This is a genomic window from Pseudomonas sp. LB3P93 (genome assembly GCF_054898025.1).
In genome coordinates this window covers 3,864,616-3,881,251 of the sequence record NZ_CM142713.1, presented here as the reverse complement: position 1 = coordinate 3,881,251, position 16,636 = coordinate 3,864,616, and the positions used below count along the sequence as shown (strand labels likewise).

Here is a 16,636-nt window from a genome sequence, read left to right as displayed (position 1 = left end):
TAAAGACTGAAGCTATGACTAATAATCCAACAAAAACAAAGAGTGTTTCAGCTGAAATACGCCCCTTTCATTTCAGTGCCCAAGAGGCAGAACTTTCAGAGTTGCGCAGACGTATCGAAGCAACGAGATGGCCGGACAAGGAAACAGTCAATGACTCCTCGCAAGGTGTGCAACTGGCGACGATCCAGAAACTGGCCAAACACTGGGCGACCCAATATGACTGGCGAATAATCGAATCCAAAATAAACGCAGTTCCAAACTTCATCACCCATATCGATGGTCTGGACATCCATTTCATCCATGTCCGCTCAAAACACGAGAACGCGTTGCCGCTACTGATGGCGCACGGCTGGCCTGGCTCGATCATCGAGTTGATGAAAGTTATCGGGCCACTTACTGACCCTACGGCACACGGCGGCAATGCCTCCGATGCGTTCAGCCTGGTGATTCCATCGATGCCGGGTTACGGCTTTTCGGAGAAACCGACCGTGGCCGGCTGGAATCCCGAGCGTATCGCCGATGCCTACATCGAACTGATGAAGCGTCTCGGATACACCCGGTACGGGGCGCAAGGTGGCGATTGGGGTTCTATCGTTGTCGATCTGATGGCTGTAAAGGCGCCACCCGGCTTGATCGGTATTCATTCGAACATGCCTGGCGTCATTCCGCCTGAACTTGATGCGGCGTTGTTCCGCGGCGACCCGGTGCCCAGTGGTCTTTCCGCGGAAGAGCAGCAAGCGGCTGACCAACTCGCCAACACCTACAAGCACATCGGCTACGCGATCATGATGGGCGACCGGCCTCAGTCTCTGACAGGTCTCAATGATTCACCCGTTGGCTTGGCAGCCTTCATGCTTGATCACGATCCAAAAAGTTACGAGATGATCGCGCGTTCCATTGACGGACAACCGGAAGGCCTCACACCCGATGACGTCCTCGACAACATCACGCTGTTCTGGCTGACCAAAACAGCCGTTTCCTCGGGGCGGCTTTACTGGGAGAACAAGTCGACATTCTTCGTCGTCAAGGGCGTCAACATCCCGGTCGCGGTTAGCGTGTTCCCTGATGAACTGTATGCGGCGCCAAAAAGTTGGTCGGAGCAGGCCTATCCCAAACTTGTGCATTACAACAGGCTTCCCAAAGGCGGGCACTTTGCTGCGTGGGAGCAGCCGGCGCTTTTCTCGCAGGAAGTCCGCGCCGGATTCAAGTCGCTGCGGTAAGTGACAAGCCCACAAGCATCGAAGACCTGATGTTGCAGTGATCAGGAAGGCTCGGTTCGGATCGTTGATCGTCACGCGTGAAAGCGATCCGAATCGCACATCCCTACGGCTCGGGTGCGACGCCAGGCTCTGGCTACTTCGCTGCGCCTCCTTGCTTGATATCGCCGCAAAAAATATCGACGTTGCCACTCTCCGGGGCCGTTCGCACGAGGATGTAATAGTCACCGGCAAGCAGATCTTGCAGTGCGATCGGTGCGCTTCTTGAGAACGACCAGCCGCGTACGGCTTCGCGCGTGGTGTTGACCTTGTCATTCATTGCAAAGGCGACTGGCCCGGGTTGCTGGCAGCTGCCTTTATGGATGAAAGAGTAGAGACGCAAGGGCAGAGTCGCTCCGCTTGGAGCACCACTGATGAAGAAGCTGAGTCCGGTTTGTTTGTCCCAGCTTGTCAGCGTGACATTGCCGATCTGCCCGGTGTTCTGCCGGGTGGCAACCAACGTGACAGATACGCCATGGTCTGATGAAGTGGTGCAGCCAAAGAGGCTGGCGGCGATCATTAGGGCTGCAAGTGAGTATCTGAAGTTCATTGCCAACTCCTGCGTAAGAACTGCAAGCAGACCAGACGATGCGGTGAGGCTCAGGTGTCTGGTTTTCCATATCAACGCCAGTCCGTTATTTACTCGCATCCAGCACAACGCGGTAACGCGCCTTGCCGCTACGCAGGTGATCGATGGCGTCGTTGACCCGGCTCATGGGAAAGAGCTCGACCTGCGGCAGGATCTGATGACGTGCGCAGAATTCCAGCATGGTTGCCGTATTACTCGGTGAACCGACCGGCGAGGCGGACAAGGTTTTTTGTTGGGGAATCAGGTTGAACACATGCACGGGAATGGCGTCGGGCACGATGCCGACAAAGTGCAGGCGACCCTTGCCGCGCAGGGTGGCAAGCATGGCCGTCCAGTCGAGGTTGGCGTTGGCGGTCACCAGCAGGAAATCCAGGGTGCCGGCAATGGCGTTCAGCGCGTCGCTGTCGGTCGAGGCGATGACGTTGTGCGCGCCCAGGCGTCGGGCTTCGTCGGTCTTGTCCAACGACGAGGTAAACGCCGTGACCTCGCAGCCCCAGGCATTCAGGAAGCGCAGTGCCAGATGACCGAGGCCGCCGATGCCCACCACACCGACCCGGTCAGTGGGTTTGATGCCGAATTCCACCAGCGGATTAAACACCGTCGAGCCGGCGCAGAACAGCGGCCCGGCCTTCGATGGGTCGAGTTCGCCCGGTATCGCCAGCGCCCAGGCCCAGTGTGAACGCAGGCGATCAGCAAAGCCTCCATTGCTCCCGATAATGGTCGGTTTGGCGGTGCCGCACAGATGGTGATCGCCGCCAATGCACGATGAACAATGCATGCAACTGCCCTTGTACCAACCAATGCCCACCCGTTGTCCCACTTCAAGCCCGCGTACCTGCGCGCCCACTCGCACAATGCTGCCGACCACCTCGTGACCAGGCATGAACGGGTAGTGGCTGACGCCCCATTCGTTATCGATCATCGACAGGTCGGAGTGGCAGACGCCGCAATATTCCACGGTGACTTCCACCTCCTCATCCCCCAATGGACCGGGTTTGTAGCTGTAACGCTCCAATGGCGCGCCGGCCGCCGTTGCGGCCCAGCCGGAGAAGGACGTGACTTCGGTGCTATCGCTCATGGGATACCTCCAGATCAGGAGACACAGGTGTTTGGCTGCTTGGGTGTCGCAGCGGAGCAAGAAGAGTGTAGCGGGTTGCTTGCTGGCGTTACGGTGGCCGATGACCGGGTGCGGCCCAGGCGAATTCAAAGTACATCGCGGACCTGCACAGAGGTTGTTCGGGGAGCCGGATTATCTGCTGCACGTCGTTACCCAGGACCTTCCGGCGTTCCAGAGGCTTTACGATGACAGCCTTTCGACGTTACCCAATGTGCAACGGCTTACTTCCACACTCGTCATGAAGCGGGTCATTCAGGACAGGCCGCTTCCGCTGTGATGGTGAGGGCGAGGTGCTCGGGTTTCCTGTCGGCCCCGGCAGCACCTCGCCCAGAACGATGCGGTGTAATCAGGCCTTGCTGGCCGCCAGATACGGGCCAAGGCGTTGTCCCATTTGCTCGCCCAAGGCTTGCAAGGCACTGAATGGGCGGACCATCACCTCGAACTCGACGATTTTTCCTTGTTCATTGAACCGGATCATGTCGATGCCCTTCAGCTCTTTACCGCTGACTTTGGCACTGAACTCCAGGACTACGCTCAAGCCGTCGGCGGTCGACAGTTCGCGGTGGTAGGTAAAATCCTCAAACACCTTGATGACCGTGTTGAGAATCATCGAGACCACGGGTGCTCCCGGGTAAGGCTTGTGAGCCATGGGCGAGCGAAACAGCGCCTGTGGGTCCAACAACTCGGGCAGGGCGCTCAAGTTGCCCTTGAGGATCATGTCGTGCCATTGGTTCAAGGACTTTGCGGCGTTGGGATGCAGTTTCAGTTCAGACATTTTCAACTCCTGTATTTTTGTTGTTCTGTAAAACGCTTCAGTGTTGCGCATGCGGCGTTGTCCTGCCGCAAGTCTTCAATAGTGCCGCCAAGATCGAACGGCGGCTATATGGATGAACTAAAAAGTAGCTCACGAAAAAGCCCGGCTGATTAGGCCTAATGCTGTTCACTTAAGCGGAGCAGCCTTACGGTCCACTGGAAACCGGGTTTTTGAAATTTTCACTGTCCTTGGCCTCGAAGGCCTTGGGCGGTGATCCAGAAACAATCCCCCTATCCCTGCTCTCAACTCAGCCAAGCGTCTTCCTGTGGCTGAAATCGGATTAGCCGCCGCCATCACGATCAGTTGCACGGCGATGTACTGACAAACGGGTTTGAAACGGATGTCCGAGGGAGCCCGGCCAAACGTCACCGCCGCCTGACTGGCCTCTCGACGAATCACGTTGTAAGCCAGCAAAAGCCCCCACACTTCCTGATAGACCAGCTCGACTTTTTTACTGCGCAAGGTCATCGCGTTCTGTTGCATCGAACTCTTGATGTCTCTGAAGCCCAACTCGATTTCCCAACGCTCCTGGTAAAGTTTGGCAACGGCTTGAGTGTTGTAGATCTTGGCCGGCAACGACGTCATGACGGTCTTCACCTTGCCTTTAATTTCATAACTGACTTCGCGTACTTCCCAGTGCGTTGGAAGATCCGGGTTTCGCTTTCTGGCCTGCGGCGAGACTTTCATACGCACTAAACGGTCGTACTGGCTGTAACGGGCCACTTCCTCGCAGATCAGTCCTTTTTTTGCCGGGATCAACCAATGACGGTTGATGCCTGCTCCGCTCAGGCTCGACAGCAGCTCGGCACCCCAGAAACCTTTGTCGAACAGCGTCACCGAGTGGTCGGGGATCTGCTGCAAAAATTCGTCGGCCAAGCGCATTTCACTGCGTCGATAAGGGCTCAATTGAGCATCCATGATCACGTGCGAACGCACATTCATCAGGGCCACCAGGCGCAGCATCGGAAACGGCGTCTGGCGGTCGCTTGGAGTGTTTCCCGACCCGAAGTGATCTCGAAGCTCGGGCGTATCCGGAGTACGCAAAAGTGCACCGTCCACCGCGAATACCTGCAGATCATGCCAGGCATCGTCGTCATAGCGCTCCGCCCCCCATTGGGTCCCGGTCTTGCGGAATAACCACTCAACAGGATCGGCACCGAGTCGCTTGCGCGCCTCGGTTACACCACTGCGGGCCAATAAGTGGTCGGTGGCCAGGCCTTGAGCGCAGATGTTCAAACGTCTGGCCACCTCATGAACCGGCTCGTCACGAAACAACGCCATGCCGAGCACCAACCAGAGCACTTGGTCAGCGGGCAGGCGACGTCGGCGAATGGTCGCCTGACTGGAAAGATCCAGCGCAGACGCTACCCACTCGATGGGAATGTTTTGGGTGAAAGTACTCAGGTCACAGAAGTTGAAAAGGTCGCCGAGGTCGAGCAGATCTTGTTGAACAGACATAAAAAATCCGATGCCAGAAGTCTGGCATCGGATTTTCGGATAAGCCCGGCTTGGACTCAAATACTTAAGTGAACAGCATTAGGCTGATTAGGCCGGGCTTTTTGTTGGGTACCGCTGTAAAGCCATTCATTCAGGCAACGCGGTTTTCGATCAGGCGATCCGAGCCACCTTCGGCAACGCGGTTTTCGATCAGACGATCCGAGCCACCTTCAGCGACGCGGTTTTCGATCAGGCGATCAGAACCACCTTCAGCGACGCGGTTTTCGATCAAGCGGTCGGAGCCACCTTCAGCGACGCGGTTTTCGATCAAGCGGTCGGAGCCACCTTCAGCGACGCGGTTTTCGATCAAACGGTCGGAGCCACCTTCAGCGACGCGGTTTTCGATCAGACGATCAGAACCACCTTCGGCAACGCGGTTTTCGATCAGACGGTCGGAACCACCTTCAGCGACGCGGTTTTCGATCAGACGATCCGAACCACCCTCAGCAACAACCGGGTGAGCAGAGGTAGCGGCGAAAGCGTTAACTGCAAAAACCGAGAAAGCAATGCTGAGAAGGATTTGGCGTTTCATGAGGGTGTGCTCCGGGGTGTAGTTGTTTGGTATGGACGCGATGTTACGCCCCGGAGTTTTTAAGAGAACTTCATTGAGTTAATGGTGACTATTGACGCAGTCAATGGCTGCACCGAACGGACATCGCCCTGTCACTGATCCGCGACACACAACTCCCCGGTAGCGCGTATCAACGCCTGACCATGCAGTTGGTCCTTGATCAGGCCGGCTCGTGCCTCGCCCAGCCATGTCGGGCAGTTCGGGTCTTTGCGGTAGGGCGCGAAGTCGGCGTATTGCTGCAACAGACGGTTTTGCAGCTCATCCAGCTGTGGGCGGATCTGCTTGGCAAGGTCCGGCCGCGGGGTGTCAGGCGCCTTGCCGGCCGCCCGCCAATTAGCGACCAGCCCGTACTGCACGAGCTTGTTGGCTTCGATCTGTGCGGCGATCAGCTCGGCGACCTGTTCCGGGTCCAGCTTTCGTTTAACGGCCATTTTCCTGGCATTGGCGATGACTTGCGCTTCGCGGGCGCTGTCCTGGATCGGCTTGCCACTGTCCCACTTGGTCAGCGCCACGAGATCACCAATGTTCAGGCGCTCGTTCATTGTCACCAGCAGCGGTTGCAAACTGTCGGGCACCGGGGCGGGCGTGTTCGCCTGTGCGCCGCCAGCGAGTAAACCGACCAGGGCGCAGGTCAGCAGCTGCGGGATATGTGGGAAGCAGGGCATAAACAAAACCTCATCAGACTCAGGACTTACAAATTCAGGAGTTGGGTATTACAGGTGGACGCCAAGCATACAACGCTTGGAGCGCCCACTGAGTTAGACTGAAATGCAGAACAAATATACTGATTTCAGTCAGCACTGTGCAGATTCATGGACAGTAAGGCTGCATGTTCATCATGAGGCGGGTAGATCACAGTGAACCAACTTTTAGCAATGCGTGCATTTGTACGTGTTGTCGAAACAGGCTCTTTCAGCCGCGCTGCAGACCAGTTGGCGCTTCCACGGTCGACGGTCAGCAAGTTGATAACCGACCTCGAAAAGCATCTTGGCATCAAGCTGATGCATCGAACCACCCGTGCGGTCGCCGCTACTTCGGATGGGCTGGAATACTACAGTCATGCGATGCGTCTGATTGCCGAACTGGACGCAGTGGACACCGCCGCACGGGGTAAAAAGCTTAAGCCAAGCGGACACTTGAGGATCGATGCGCCAGCCTCATTTGCCAATTGCCTGCTGATACCCGCATTGCCTGATTTTCATCGCGAGTATCCCGATATCACCATTGCTTTAGGTATCAGCGACCGGCCAGTAAATATCGTCGGCGAGGGCGTGGATTGCGTCATTCGTGCCGGAGAACTGGAGGACATGACGATGATCGGGCGCAAGATCGTCGACCTTCAATACGTCACCTGCGCGACTCCCGCTTACCTCGAACGCATGGGTACGCCTGCTTCCCCGATCGATCTCCAGACTAACCATGTCCAGGCAGGCTACTTCTTTGCCGCGACGGGTAAACCGGAACCCTTGATTTTCAACAACGGCACTCATCGATACGAAATCGGTGGCTGCGAATTTTCGACCAATGACGGTAACGGCCTTAAAGAAATGATGCTCGCGGGACTGGGCATCGGGCAGCACTTCACGCGCGTTGTTCAGCCGTATCTGGACGCCGGCGAGTTAGTTGCCGTTTTGGAAGACTGGTCTCGGCCCGCCCTGCAGTTTCATGTCCTCTATCCACCCAATCGACATCAAAATGCCCGGTTAAAGGTTTTCATCGATTGGGTGATTCAGACATTCCGGGAAGAGCCGTCCATCCATTGAGACTCAAGGAACAATGGCGGTCACGCGGATTTCAATGCGCATCGTTGGGAGACCAAGCGCAGCGACCCCGAGCTGTGTCCAGATGGGGGCATGGTTGGGCATGTAATGGCGGTACAGCCTGGCCATCGTCTCGTTGACTATCGGGGGGAATCCTCCGACATGGTAAGAATTGACGTGGACCACATGCTCCCAAGTGGCACCCGCCGTCGCCAAGGTTCTTTCCAAATTGCGAAATGCCAGAGCAATCTCGTCCTCGATAGATTCGGGAATCTGCAGATCGTCATCCCAACCGCCCTGGCCTGATGTCTCCACTCGATCACCAATTTTTAAAGCTTGCGAGTAATGCAAAGCGTTGAGCAGGGTTTCGCCATAACCGGGCGTAACAAAAAACTCGGGCTTGTTCATTGTGTTCCTCTGTTCAGTTCGATGGTCGATAGAGGCTTCTATCTGTGGTTGATGCTAATAGACTGAATAGAGGATCAATAGCCGTTAAAGCTGTCATGACTATCCATGTGTGTGGATAGCGGGTTTGCGGTTGTGCACGAAAAAGCCCGGCTGATTAGGCCGGGCTTTTCGTTGAGTATTGCGGTGAAGCCATTCATTTATGCAGCGCGGCTTTCGAGCAGACGGTCGGAACCACCTTCAGCGACGCGATTCTCGATCAGACGATCCGAACCACCTTCAGCCACACGACTTTCAATCAGACGATCCGAGCCGCCTTCAGCGACAACCGGGTGAGCAGAGGAAGCGGCGAAAGCGTTAACTGCGAAAACCGAGAAAGCGATGCTGAGAAGGATTTGGCGTTTCATGAGGGTGTGCTCCGGGGTGTAGTTGTTTGGTATGGAGCCGATCTTACGCCGCGGATATTTTATGAGAACTTCATTGAGTTGATGGTGACTATCGATGTCGACAATGGATGGCCGAAGCTCAATTCCATCGGGTGATGGCCTCTGGCTACGCGTTGCTTGATTGGATCCACAGTGGCACCCTCAGCGCCCGCTGTACCAAGGAGCCAGGTGATCAAGGAATGAGTGGATACGTCCCCAATCCCCCGAAAAACTACCGATACGACGAAGCCAAACCCGTCGATATCCATGCCCGACGCTGGGCGGAATACGAGAAATACGGCAAGGCACCGGCGCCGGCGAAAGAAAAAGTCAGGGTCGCGCTGCGCATTGGGGTGTTCTTTGACGGGACGCTGAACAATGCCGGCAACTCGGCTTCGGGGCTGCTTTGCGGCGCGCATCATCCAATCCAGCCAGCGGATGTTGATGCGAGTTGTAAGCCTTATATGGCAGATCCTGAAGGGAGTTATGGGAATGATGTCAGTAATGTCTCCAAGCTGTTTGATCTCTACCCTGAATCGAAAGATGTCATAGGTGAGGGTTCAGTCAAACTGGCGGTGCGCAGCCTCTATGTTGAAGGGATAGGCACCAATTCCGGAGCCGAAGACAGCCTTCTTAACGCGGCCAGTGGACGGGGCGCAACCGGTGTAGCGAGTAAGGTGCAGCAAGCGTTTGCCGATCTGAAAAACCTGGTCAAACGGGTAGTTGAAAGTAACCCCGACAGTGAAATCACTTCGCTCACCTTTGACACATTCGGATTCAGTCGCGGAGCTGCTGCAGCAAGGCATTTTGCAAATGAAGTCGTTCGTTGTAAGCAGGGGCCATTGGGAGATGTGTTGCGAAGCAATCCTAAGGGATTCAGCGCCAGTTTTGGGAGCCAATACAACAGTGAAATCATCATGGGTTTTGTTGGACTGTTTGATACTGTTCCCTCAGTTGCTGGTTTCACAAACATGGGCGATATCAAAAGCCCGGTTGCTCCCGGCATTAACCTTTACCTGGATCGCAAATATTTCACCGATGTCGTTCAATTGACGGCTCGTGACGAAAAACGTGCGAATTTTGCTTTGAGCAGCGTCGTTCCGGCGCATCCGGAAATTCCCCTGCCGGGTGTGCATTCTGACATTGGTGGTGGTTATCGTGAGGAGGTTGAGGAATGCGTATTGGTGAGCCCAATGCAGGCTCTCACAATAGATAAAGGTGAAGACATTCGTACCACCTCCATTTATCGAGATGCTCTTCAAGAAAAAGCCAAGTGGATCGCCAAAGGCTGGCCAGACACAATGCTGGAGATTGTCACTCCCACACCATCTGAGTTACCGGTGGCGGAGCAAGATCGAATGGCTGTCAAAAAACTCAGAGCTTATGCAGGCTTGCAACTGAAGAGATCGGTGAGTGGAAAGCTGTCGGTAGTATCTCTGCGCTTGATGCACAAGCTGGCGAAAGAGAAGGGTGTTCAGTTTGATGATATTCCGGAAACTCCTGCTTACACGGTCCCATCAGAGCTTCAACCTTTTTGTGACAACGTCCTCGCAGGCCAGTACAAACCATCGCCAGAAGAGGAGAAATTGCTGAGGCTGAAGTACATCCACATGTCTGCTAACTGGAACAACCCCATTGGTGGTAGCCGCGAACGCGGCCCGAATATCCGCTATACCAATGCTCCAACGGATGACGGCGTTCGCGTGCGCCACCCTCATATTGCTGACCCAAGTTGGAGATTATTTTGATGCGATCAATCGTAATCTTATTGGGAGCATTGCTGGCAATAGGCTGTCAGGCAAATGAGCCACTATCGGGTTCGGACGATCCGAAGAACCCATGGTGGAGTCTCAGTTTCAACGAACCGTTCTATATGAAGGTTTGGGTGGAAGACAGCGCTGTTGAAGACATTAACGGGAAGTTGTTCAACCGCACTGGTGGAGGCCGGGCGTCTGGTGGAGAGCCCGAGAACGGGACCGAAGCGGCGCGTGGATGGGGCGAGCACATCGGCGGGAGTATTCGCGGAGTTGTTGGGGCGGATTTGCCTAAACGCATATACGTACGTTGGCAGTCGATCGTCGAACCGCAAACCTATCATGCGTGGGTCGATATTCCCGAAGAAGCGCGTCAGATCATGCACGCATCTGTGAACAAGCGTTGCCCGACAAGACCACTGGAGACTGCCAATTACAGGGCCGCGGTTTATGTAGGTTTGGCGCCTGGCGGAATTGTTCAAGTGTGGGTAGAGGACCAATGTTTGAAAACAATCAAGGTCGCCCGTGCTCAAGCTGAGATTGAGCCGTTAGGGCCGAGTCAGGGCAAGACCCAAGGGAAATATGCGTACCCAGTCAGCGAGAAATCCAAGCGCTACATCGAGAAATACGGCATCCCTTACGGCAGTTGGTAAAACCCGACACACCAACAAATAACGGGCACCTCACTGGAGCCCGTTTTCATTTACTCCACAGTCCCAGATGACCGTGCGGGGCAAACCTGTCGTCGGCTGCACCGCTCAGCCAGGACCGCAGGGGTATGCTTTAACTCCTCAGCTATCAACGGTCTCCAGGAAATCAGCCCGCTTCATCCATCCCCGTCCGTAAGCATTTCCTGCGAGGTTTCATGCTCTGATCGAGAGGATAAATCGATGCACGACTATTACGATTTAGGCACCTACAGCCGCCCGGTAACGACCCATTCGTCCCAGGCTCAACTTTGGTTCGATCGAGGTCTGATCTGGTGCTACGGCTACAATCACGACGAATCCATTCGCTGTTTCCACAAGGCAATCGAACATGACAGCGGTTGCGCGATGGCTCACTGGGGCATTGCCTACGCCTCGGGCCCCAACTACAACAAGCGTTGGGATGCGTTCATAGAGCAAGAGTTGAAAGAAGCCGTGGCCCGCGCCCGGCTTGCGACGCACACCGCGCTGGCACATATCGACGGCGCAAGACCGGTGGAGCAGGCGCTGATCCGGGCGCTGGATAAACGCTATCAGGCTGATGAAGCGGCCAGCCTTGAGCAACTCTTCGCCTGGAACGACGCCTACGCGGCGGCCATGCGCGACGTCTACAAATCCTTCCCTGATGATCTGGACGTCGTTGCGCTGTTTGCCGAAGCGCTGATCGACCGCACGCCCTGGCAATTATGGGACCTGAAAACCGGTGCGCCGGCACCGGGCGCCGACACACTGGAAGCGGTGGCCGTGCTGGAGAAGGCGCTGCGGCGGATGGAGCAGCACGGCGATGCGCCGCACCCGGGTGTGCTGCACATGTACGTCCACACCCTTGAAATGTCGCCTTACCCGGAACGGGCGTTGCGCGCCGGCGACGTCCTGCGTGATCTGGTGCCGGACGCCGGGCATCTGCGCCATATGCCGTCGCACATCGATGTGCTCTGCGGCGATTACCGTGGGGCCATGATCACCAACAGCCGGGCGATCCAGGCCGACAGCAAATACCTGCAGCAGGAAGGACCCATCAATTTCTACACCCTGTATCGAAGCCACAACTACCACTTCAAACTCTATTCGGCGATGTTCCTCGGGCAGTACCAGCCGGCCCTGGAGGCCGCCGATCAACTGATCGCGACCATCAAGGAAGAGCTGCTGCGCGTGGAGCAGCCGCCCATGGCCGACTGGCTGGAAGGCTTCGTGTCGATGAAGGTCCACGTGCAGATCCGCTTCGGCAAATGGCAGGACATACTCGCCACGCCGCTGCCCAATGACCAGGCACTTTACTGCGTGACCACCGCGATGCTGCATTACGCCAGAGGCGTGGCGCACGCGGCTTGCGGGCATGTCGCCGCCGCAGAAACCGAACAGCAACTCTTCATCAATGCCCTGAGCCGAGTGCCGCCAACACGTTATATTTTCAACAACACCTGCCTCGACATATTGGCGGTCGCCGATGCCATGCTGCGCGGGGAAATCGAGTACCGCAAAGGCAACCACGACCGCGCGTTTGCGCACTTGCGCGAGGCGTTGGCATTGGACGACAACCTGCCTTATGACGAGCCATGGGGCTGGATGCAACCGGTCCGGCATGCATTGGGCGCGCTGCTTCTGGAACAGGCCAGGGTAGAAGAAGCCTTGCACGCCTATCGGGCCGATCTCGGAATGGATAACACACTCAGCCGCGCGTCCTGGCATCTGGACAATGTGTGGAGCCTTCACGGTTATGTGGAATGCCTGAAACGCCTGGGGCGGGACGCTGAAGCCGCGGCTACCAAGACTCGACTCGACCTGGCAATGGCCCGGGCTGATGTGGAAATCACGGCATCGTGTTTTTGCCGGGTTGGGGAGCGGTGCTGTACGTGATGCGCCGCATGGAGAATGAGCCCAATAGAACCGCAAACCGTGGGTGATATGCTGCAGCGTATCTACATCTCGCCAAGAGATCACCCATGGATCGCCTGTCTACCCTGTTGTCGCAGTTCGGCGTGCGCGCCAATCTTTTCTACAACGGCAAGCTTTGCGGCATGGCGGCATACGATGGCGCTGACCAGCGCGGTCATATTCATCTGCTTCAGGCCGGTGCCGTCACGTTGCTGGGGCTCGATCGCAAGGACTTGTTGCTGACCCGGCCCAGTCTGATTTTTCTGCCACGCCCACGCCGGCATCAACTGTTTGCCGGTGAACCCGAAGGGGCGCAACTCCTGTGCGCGTCAATGGAGTTTGAGGGCGGTATCGATAACCCGTTGTCGGCTTCGTTACCCGATTTGCTGGTGCTGCCCCTGGATGAATTGCCGCTGCTGGCCGATACGTTGAGATGGATGTTCGTTGAGGCAGCGGGCGAACACTGTGGCAGGGAAGCCGCGCTGGATCGCTTGTTCGAACTGCTGATCATCCTGTTGATTCGACATCTGCTCGACCACCACCAGTTGCGTACCGGAATGATGGCCGGGCTGGCCGACTCGCGACTGGCGCGCTCTCTGGTACAGATACACAACGCACCTCATCGTCCCTGGTCGATTGCGGGGCTTGCGAGCGAGTCGAACATGTCGCGCGCAGCCTATGCCGTGCATTTTCGGACCGTTATCGGACAGACACCGGCAGATTATCTGTTGAGTTGGCGTATCAGTCTGGCGCAGAAGCGTCTGCGTGAAGGGCGACCGATCACGCTGATTGCCGCCGAGGTCGGTTATGAAAGTCCTTCGGCGCTTGCTCGTGCGTTTCGTCGCAAGACGGGCTGCAGCCCCCGGGATTGGATGAAGGATTCGGCAGGAGAGGGTGAAGGGGAAATGGCCTGAAACCATCGAGCTGTTTCAGGCCATTCCAGGAGGACACATCATCGGTTTAGCGGGATTCCAGCGCAGTCAGAGAATGGCCGGCGACGAAGATGGAAACGGCCAGCAACCCGATGTCTTTCAAGAGAAACTGTCCTGGCGCAACCGAAATGGCGGGGAAACCGAGGCCGGGTTCAATCACGCCGGGTGTCGAAAACATAAAGCTCAAGGTCGTGAAAAACAATCCGGCGGACAACGCCCCGCCGATCAATGACAGCTTCGGCGACAGCAGGCGGCCTGCAATAAGAACACCGATCGAGACCTCCAGGACACCAAGCAAACTGGAGAACGTATCGACACTGAAAATGTTGTAAACCCAACCCAGGAAAGGGCTGTTGCTCACCAGCGGAACCAGGCCCTCGGCTTCATAGTGCGTAAATTTCATGCCGCCAAACCAGAAGTAAATGATGGCAAGAGCGACATAAGCACCATAGGTGCCGATCGCTGTGGTTCTAACCCCGAGCGAAACTTTCTGCGAGATGCCATTCGTTTTGTCGTTCTCAATGTTCAAGGTAGTCATGATTCAGGCTTCCAATAGTGTGGGGATTCAGACCCAGCGCGCTTTACGTTGGGATTGGACACAGTGTTGCCTTTGATCCCACGCTCGTGGCTTCTGAACGTATTGAGAACTGTGCAGATCGTCTTGACTCACTGCTGGCCTTGTAAGTGGAGGGCGACTGAATGGAATTGCAAGCAAAGGTGCACTACCGTGTAGTTGTAAGCCCTCGTGCCGCAGTCCTATTCTGGTTGAGAGGTGGGTTTCATGAACAACATCATCTACATCGTCGGGTTAGTAGTGGTCGTCGTGGTTGTCCTGTCGTTCCTCGGGTTTGCGTAAGTTCGAAGACCGATTTCATCCCCCGTTTTTGTTCGATTTTTCCTGATGTGGACGTCCGCCTTATTACCGTTCTTTAACGGGTGGAACGGGCGTCCTCCGCCACACGACGTGACTTCGTCCGTATGCTGCTACCCACCGTGAACTGAACGGCCCACTTGGCTGGCGCTCTATCAATTCCTGCACTCCGCCAACACCACCTGGCAGGTATTTGGCGTGCCACCGGATCGGCCGGCATAGCGGATGCAATTATCCATCGATTTTTTGCGAGCCATGCTCAGGGTGTTGCCCCAGGCAAGGCCACCTTCGCCAGCCGTGGGTAGCGCTTTTGCGTAGCAGCTTGAGCCCACGCTTGAGGTCGCATAGCGAGTCGTGGCAGTTTTGCCTGCACATCCCGCGATCAGCGCCAGGTTGATGGCGAGCAGGGAGGGTATGACCCATGACGAGCATTGCCGCGCTGTTTTAATGGTCATCCCATTTCCCCTGTATCAAGAGGCTGGAGGCGTGATTGTGGTTGTGTCCTATTAGATTAGACGGTGTTGGGCTTTCGCTGTGGATTCAACCGGTCGATGCACTGTGTAAGCAGCAAGAGTGTTGCAGATGAAGCGATCGATAAACCGGGATTGCTTGCTAAGGACCCAGCCGTTGCTTGAGTTCGGCGTCACTCCAGACGCCGCTGAGCGGGCCGCCCGGTAAACCTTCATTGGCTCGCGCCAGCGGGAAAAGCACCGGCACAAATCCGGCGTCGCGCACTAACCGGGCACCGAGTTCTCGGGCCTGGGCGTCGTCGGCGAAGACGGGAATCGCCTTGCCTTTGCCCGACAGGTCTTTCATCGATGCTTGAGCCGACGTATAAACGATGCGGACGAGCAGGGAAATTTGATAAGCGGCGTGAGGCAGGTTCAGCACGGGAAGCTAATGTCTATGGGGCCGGCTCGCCAGTTGCCGCTCAACGCTGGCTAGCCCAATACTGATGTCCGGCGCCCTGAAAACCTTGCCCCGGGTCTTGGTCGGGAAACGCCAGTGTGGCGATGCTCGCCAGTTGAGCCTCGTTGGGTACCTCGCGGCAGATATCGGCATGCTGACCCGGTGGATAAGCACCGACGACCAGAAAGTTTTCGCGGGAGTCCAAATTACAGTGGCCGATGCCAGCAGGCAGTAGCAATACAAGGCGGACCACCACGCTGAGGGGGCTGCTCGGGACTACGCTAAAACTATGCGGGTCGTCGATCAATTGCGACCCGATGTTCGCGCTGCGTCCGCCCCTGGAGCGCCCCATGCCGCCCATCACTACGCGCCTGGTGGCGCTGTTTGTTCTTTGCCTGACGCTTGAAGTGCCAGCCCAGGACAGCGCCTGTCCGACTGGCGAGAAACAAGTGTGCCTGGACGACTGCATCTGCCTGCCAGACGTGGGACCGCTGCTCGGCCCCTTGCCTGATGACATCTACCAGATCGCGTCACCTGCCCTGGCACTGTGGCTGACCCAAGCCCGCGCCGAAGCAGCCGTCGCCGGAACTCAACCCATTCCACCGAACATCCGGGAGCAACTGCTGCGCTGGTACGACCCCGGCGTTCTCGATACCGCGCGCTACAAAGTCAGCAACGACGGTCAGTTCAGTGCTGCCACTGCCATATTGCAAAACCCCGATGTCGGTGCCGTGACGCTGATTGACATCATCCTCTTCCGGGATGCGCAAACCGCTGAAGAGAACGTGGCGCTCTGGGCTCACGAACTCAAGCATGTGCAGCAGTATCAGGAATGGGGGGTAGAAGGGTTTGCCCAGCGGTATACACAGGATTTCAATGCGGTGGAGGCGCCGGCTTATGCCGTACAGGCCGAAGTCAGACGGTGGGTGCGGGAAGGGACTTTCTGAATGATTGCGGGGCCTGTTCAGGAGCGCCCCTACAGCAACAAGGCTCGTGGCTTTGATTGACGGCTTCTGGCCATTTGATAATGGTCACACTCGACAATCGCTCGGCTTTACGGTGATGGAGAATTACAAGGTTTTTCACAAAGGTTTACATCAGCTATCTATTCCAACCGGTATAGTTTTTTGCAACTAGAACAACTTGGAAAAAGC

At 56.4% G+C, this 16,636-nt stretch carries 17 protein-coding genes and 3 pseudogenes; 8 read left to right on the top strand and 12 right to left on the bottom strand.

The genetic code is table 11. The features are described 5' to 3' along the window. The first annotated feature begins 14 nt into the window (after nucleotides 1-14). On the top strand, nucleotides 15-1,220 hold the full coding sequence (locus ACYZT8_RS17575) for an epoxide hydrolase family protein (RefSeq protein WP_461974579.1): 1,206 nt from the start codon (nucleotides 15-17) through the stop codon (nucleotides 1,218-1,220). A gap of 133 nt (nucleotides 1,221-1,353) precedes the next feature. Here ACYZT8_RS17575 and ACYZT8_RS17570 read toward each other — a convergent pair whose 3' ends face one another. Continuing rightward, nucleotides 1,354-1,806 (bottom strand): hypothetical protein, encoded by a 453-nt coding sequence (locus tag ACYZT8_RS17570; RefSeq protein WP_461974577.1) that lies wholly within the window; start codon nucleotides 1,804-1,806, stop codon nucleotides 1,354-1,356. An 85-nt stretch (nucleotides 1,807-1,891) separates the two neighbouring features. Next, nucleotides 1,892-2,923 carry an NADPH-dependent aldehyde reductase Ahr gene (ahr, locus tag ACYZT8_RS17565; RefSeq protein WP_461974575.1) on the bottom strand — a complete coding sequence of 344 codons (1,032 nt, stop codon included), beginning with the start codon at nucleotides 2,921-2,923 and terminating at the stop codon, nucleotides 1,892-1,894. Between the two features lie 145 nt (nucleotides 2,924-3,068). Between ahr and ACYZT8_RS17560 the strand changes: the two are divergent. Continuing rightward, nucleotides 3,069-3,239, top strand: a pseudogene (locus tag ACYZT8_RS17560) (Lrp/AsnC ligand binding domain-containing protein); the annotation flags it as partial. 69 nt (nucleotides 3,240-3,308) lie between these two features. Here ACYZT8_RS17560 and ACYZT8_RS17555 read toward each other — a convergent pair. The 4 genes from ACYZT8_RS17555 to ACYZT8_RS17540 all read right to left on the bottom strand — a co-directional run bounded on the left by ACYZT8_RS17555 (nucleotide 3,309) and on the right by ACYZT8_RS17540 (nucleotide 6,509). Then, a complete protein-coding gene (locus tag ACYZT8_RS17555; protein WP_461974573.1) occupies nucleotides 3,309-3,737 on the bottom strand; it encodes a nuclear transport factor 2 family protein in 429 nt (142 codons plus the stop codon). Nucleotides 3,738-3,902: 165 nt separating this feature from the next. After that, complete coding sequence (locus ACYZT8_RS17550) at nucleotides 3,903-5,234, bottom strand: IS4 family transposase (RefSeq protein WP_461974571.1); 1,332 nt, start codon at nucleotides 5,232-5,234, stop codon at nucleotides 3,903-3,905. 130 nt (nucleotides 5,235-5,364) lie between these two features. After that, nucleotides 5,365-5,805 carry a phage infection protein gene (locus ACYZT8_RS17545; RefSeq protein WP_461974569.1) on the bottom strand — a complete coding sequence of 147 codons (441 nt, stop codon included), beginning with the start codon at nucleotides 5,803-5,805 and terminating at the stop codon, nucleotides 5,365-5,367. A gap of 131 nt (nucleotides 5,806-5,936) precedes the next feature. Next, nucleotides 5,937-6,509 (bottom strand): chorismate mutase, encoded by a 573-nt coding sequence (locus ACYZT8_RS17540; protein ID WP_461974567.1) that lies wholly within the window; start codon nucleotides 6,507-6,509, stop codon nucleotides 5,937-5,939. 192 nt (nucleotides 6,510-6,701) lie between these two features. On the opposite strand from ACYZT8_RS17540, the gene ACYZT8_RS17535 reads away from it, so the two are divergent. After that, nucleotides 6,702-7,607 (top strand): LysR family transcriptional regulator, encoded by a 906-nt coding sequence (locus tag ACYZT8_RS17535; RefSeq protein ID WP_461974565.1) that lies wholly within the window; start codon nucleotides 6,702-6,704, stop codon nucleotides 7,605-7,607. A gap of 3 nt (nucleotides 7,608-7,610) precedes the next feature. On the opposite strand, the gene ACYZT8_RS17530 is transcribed toward ACYZT8_RS17535, so the two are convergent. After that, complete coding sequence (locus ACYZT8_RS17530; protein WP_461974563.1) at nucleotides 7,611-8,012, bottom strand: RidA family protein; 402 nt, start codon at nucleotides 8,010-8,012, stop codon at nucleotides 7,611-7,613. 200 nt (nucleotides 8,013-8,212) lie between these two features. Further along, a pseudogene (locus ACYZT8_RS17525) lies at nucleotides 8,213-8,416 on the bottom strand (phage infection protein); the annotation flags it as partial. Nucleotides 8,417-8,634: 218 nt separating this feature from the next. On the opposite strand from ACYZT8_RS17525, the gene ACYZT8_RS17520 reads away from it, so the two are divergent. From ACYZT8_RS17520 to ACYZT8_RS17505, 4 genes are all read left to right on the top strand, one after another. Then, nucleotides 8,635-10,182, top strand: coding sequence for a T6SS phospholipase effector Tle1-like catalytic domain-containing protein (locus tag ACYZT8_RS17520; RefSeq protein WP_461982520.1), 1,548 nt, complete (start codon nucleotides 8,635-8,637; stop codon nucleotides 10,180-10,182). After that, nucleotides 10,182-10,841, top strand: coding sequence for a DUF2931 family protein (locus tag ACYZT8_RS17515; RefSeq protein ID WP_461974561.1), 660 nt, complete (start codon nucleotides 10,182-10,184; stop codon nucleotides 10,839-10,841). Before ACYZT8_RS17520 ends, ACYZT8_RS17515 begins: the two co-directional genes overlap by 1 nt. A gap of 237 nt (nucleotides 10,842-11,078) precedes the next feature. Further along, on the top strand, nucleotides 11,079-12,752 hold the full coding sequence (locus tag ACYZT8_RS17510) for a tetratricopeptide repeat protein (RefSeq protein WP_461974559.1): 1,674 nt from the start codon (nucleotides 11,079-11,081) through the stop codon (nucleotides 12,750-12,752). Between the two features lie 86 nt (nucleotides 12,753-12,838). Continuing rightward, nucleotides 12,839-13,684, top strand: a complete 846-nt coding sequence (locus ACYZT8_RS17505) for a helix-turn-helix transcriptional regulator (protein WP_461974557.1) — start codon at nucleotides 12,839-12,841, stop codon at nucleotides 13,682-13,684. Nucleotides 13,685-13,730: 46 nt separating this feature from the next. Here the strand turns inward: ACYZT8_RS17505 and ACYZT8_RS17500 are convergent, their stop codons facing one another. The 4 genes and pseudogenes from ACYZT8_RS17500 to ACYZT8_RS17485 form a co-directional block, all read right to left on the bottom strand. Next, nucleotides 13,731-14,240, bottom strand: coding sequence for a YkgB family protein (locus ACYZT8_RS17500; RefSeq protein WP_461974555.1), 510 nt, complete (start codon nucleotides 14,238-14,240; stop codon nucleotides 13,731-13,733). 488 nt (nucleotides 14,241-14,728) lie between these two features. Continuing rightward, entirely contained in the window at nucleotides 14,729-15,028 is a 300-nt protein-coding gene (locus tag ACYZT8_RS17495) for a hypothetical protein (protein WP_461974553.1), read from the bottom strand. Nucleotides 15,029-15,185: 157 nt separating this feature from the next. Continuing rightward, nucleotides 15,186-15,464 (bottom strand): hypothetical protein, encoded by a 279-nt coding sequence (locus ACYZT8_RS17490; RefSeq protein WP_461974551.1) that lies wholly within the window; start codon nucleotides 15,462-15,464, stop codon nucleotides 15,186-15,188. Nucleotides 15,465-15,504: 40 nt separating this feature from the next. Continuing rightward, a pseudogene (locus tag ACYZT8_RS17485) lies at nucleotides 15,505-15,723 on the bottom strand (cupin); the annotation flags it as partial. Between the two features lie 109 nt (nucleotides 15,724-15,832). Here ACYZT8_RS17485 and ACYZT8_RS17480 point away from each other — a divergent pair. After that, nucleotides 15,833-16,429, top strand: coding sequence for an eCIS core domain-containing protein (locus ACYZT8_RS17480; protein WP_461974549.1), 597 nt, complete (start codon nucleotides 15,833-15,835; stop codon nucleotides 16,427-16,429). Nucleotides 16,430-16,636 lie beyond the last annotated feature (207 nt).

Coding starts and splice junctions, on each gene's coding strand:
- ACYZT8_RS17575 (WP_461974579.1), top strand. CDS start 15: ATGACTAATAATCCAACAAAAACAAAGAGTGTTTCAGCTGAAATACGC.
- ACYZT8_RS17570 (WP_461974577.1), bottom strand. CDS start 1,806: ATGAACTTCAGATACTCACTTGCAGCCCTAATGATCGCCGCCAGCCTC.
- ahr (WP_461974575.1), bottom strand. CDS start 2,923: ATGAGCGATAGCACCGAAGTCACGTCCTTCTCCGGCTGGGCCGCAACG.
- ACYZT8_RS17555 (WP_461974573.1), bottom strand. CDS start 3,737: ATGTCTGAACTGAAACTGCATCCCAACGCCGCAAAGTCCTTGAACCAA.
- ACYZT8_RS17550 (WP_461974571.1), bottom strand. CDS start 5,234: ATGTCTGTTCAACAAGATCTGCTCGACCTCGGCGACCTTTTCAACTTC.
- ACYZT8_RS17545 (WP_461974569.1), bottom strand. CDS start 5,805: ATGAAACGCCAAATCCTTCTCAGCATTGCTTTCTCGGTTTTTGCAGTT.
- ACYZT8_RS17540 (WP_461974567.1), bottom strand. CDS start 6,509: ATGCCCTGCTTCCCACATATCCCGCAGCTGCTGACCTGCGCCCTGGTC.
- ACYZT8_RS17530 (WP_461974563.1), bottom strand. CDS start 8,012: ATGAACAAGCCCGAGTTTTTTGTTACGCCCGGTTATGGCGAAACCCTG.
- ACYZT8_RS17520 (WP_461982520.1), top strand. CDS start 8,635: ATGAGTGGATACGTCCCCAATCCCCCGAAAAACTACCGATACGACGAA.
- ACYZT8_RS17515 (WP_461974561.1), top strand. CDS start 10,182: ATGCGATCAATCGTAATCTTATTGGGAGCATTGCTGGCAATAGGCTGT.
- ACYZT8_RS17510 (WP_461974559.1), top strand. CDS start 11,079: ATGCACGACTATTACGATTTAGGCACCTACAGCCGCCCGGTAACGACC.
- ACYZT8_RS17505 (WP_461974557.1), top strand. CDS start 12,839: ATGGATCGCCTGTCTACCCTGTTGTCGCAGTTCGGCGTGCGCGCCAAT.
- ACYZT8_RS17500 (WP_461974555.1), bottom strand. CDS start 14,240: ATGACTACCTTGAACATTGAGAACGACAAAACGAATGGCATCTCGCAG.
- ACYZT8_RS17495 (WP_461974553.1), bottom strand. CDS start 15,028: ATGACCATTAAAACAGCGCGGCAATGCTCGTCATGGGTCATACCCTCC.
- ACYZT8_RS17480 (WP_461974549.1), top strand. CDS start 15,833: ATGCCGCCCATCACTACGCGCCTGGTGGCGCTGTTTGTTCTTTGCCTG.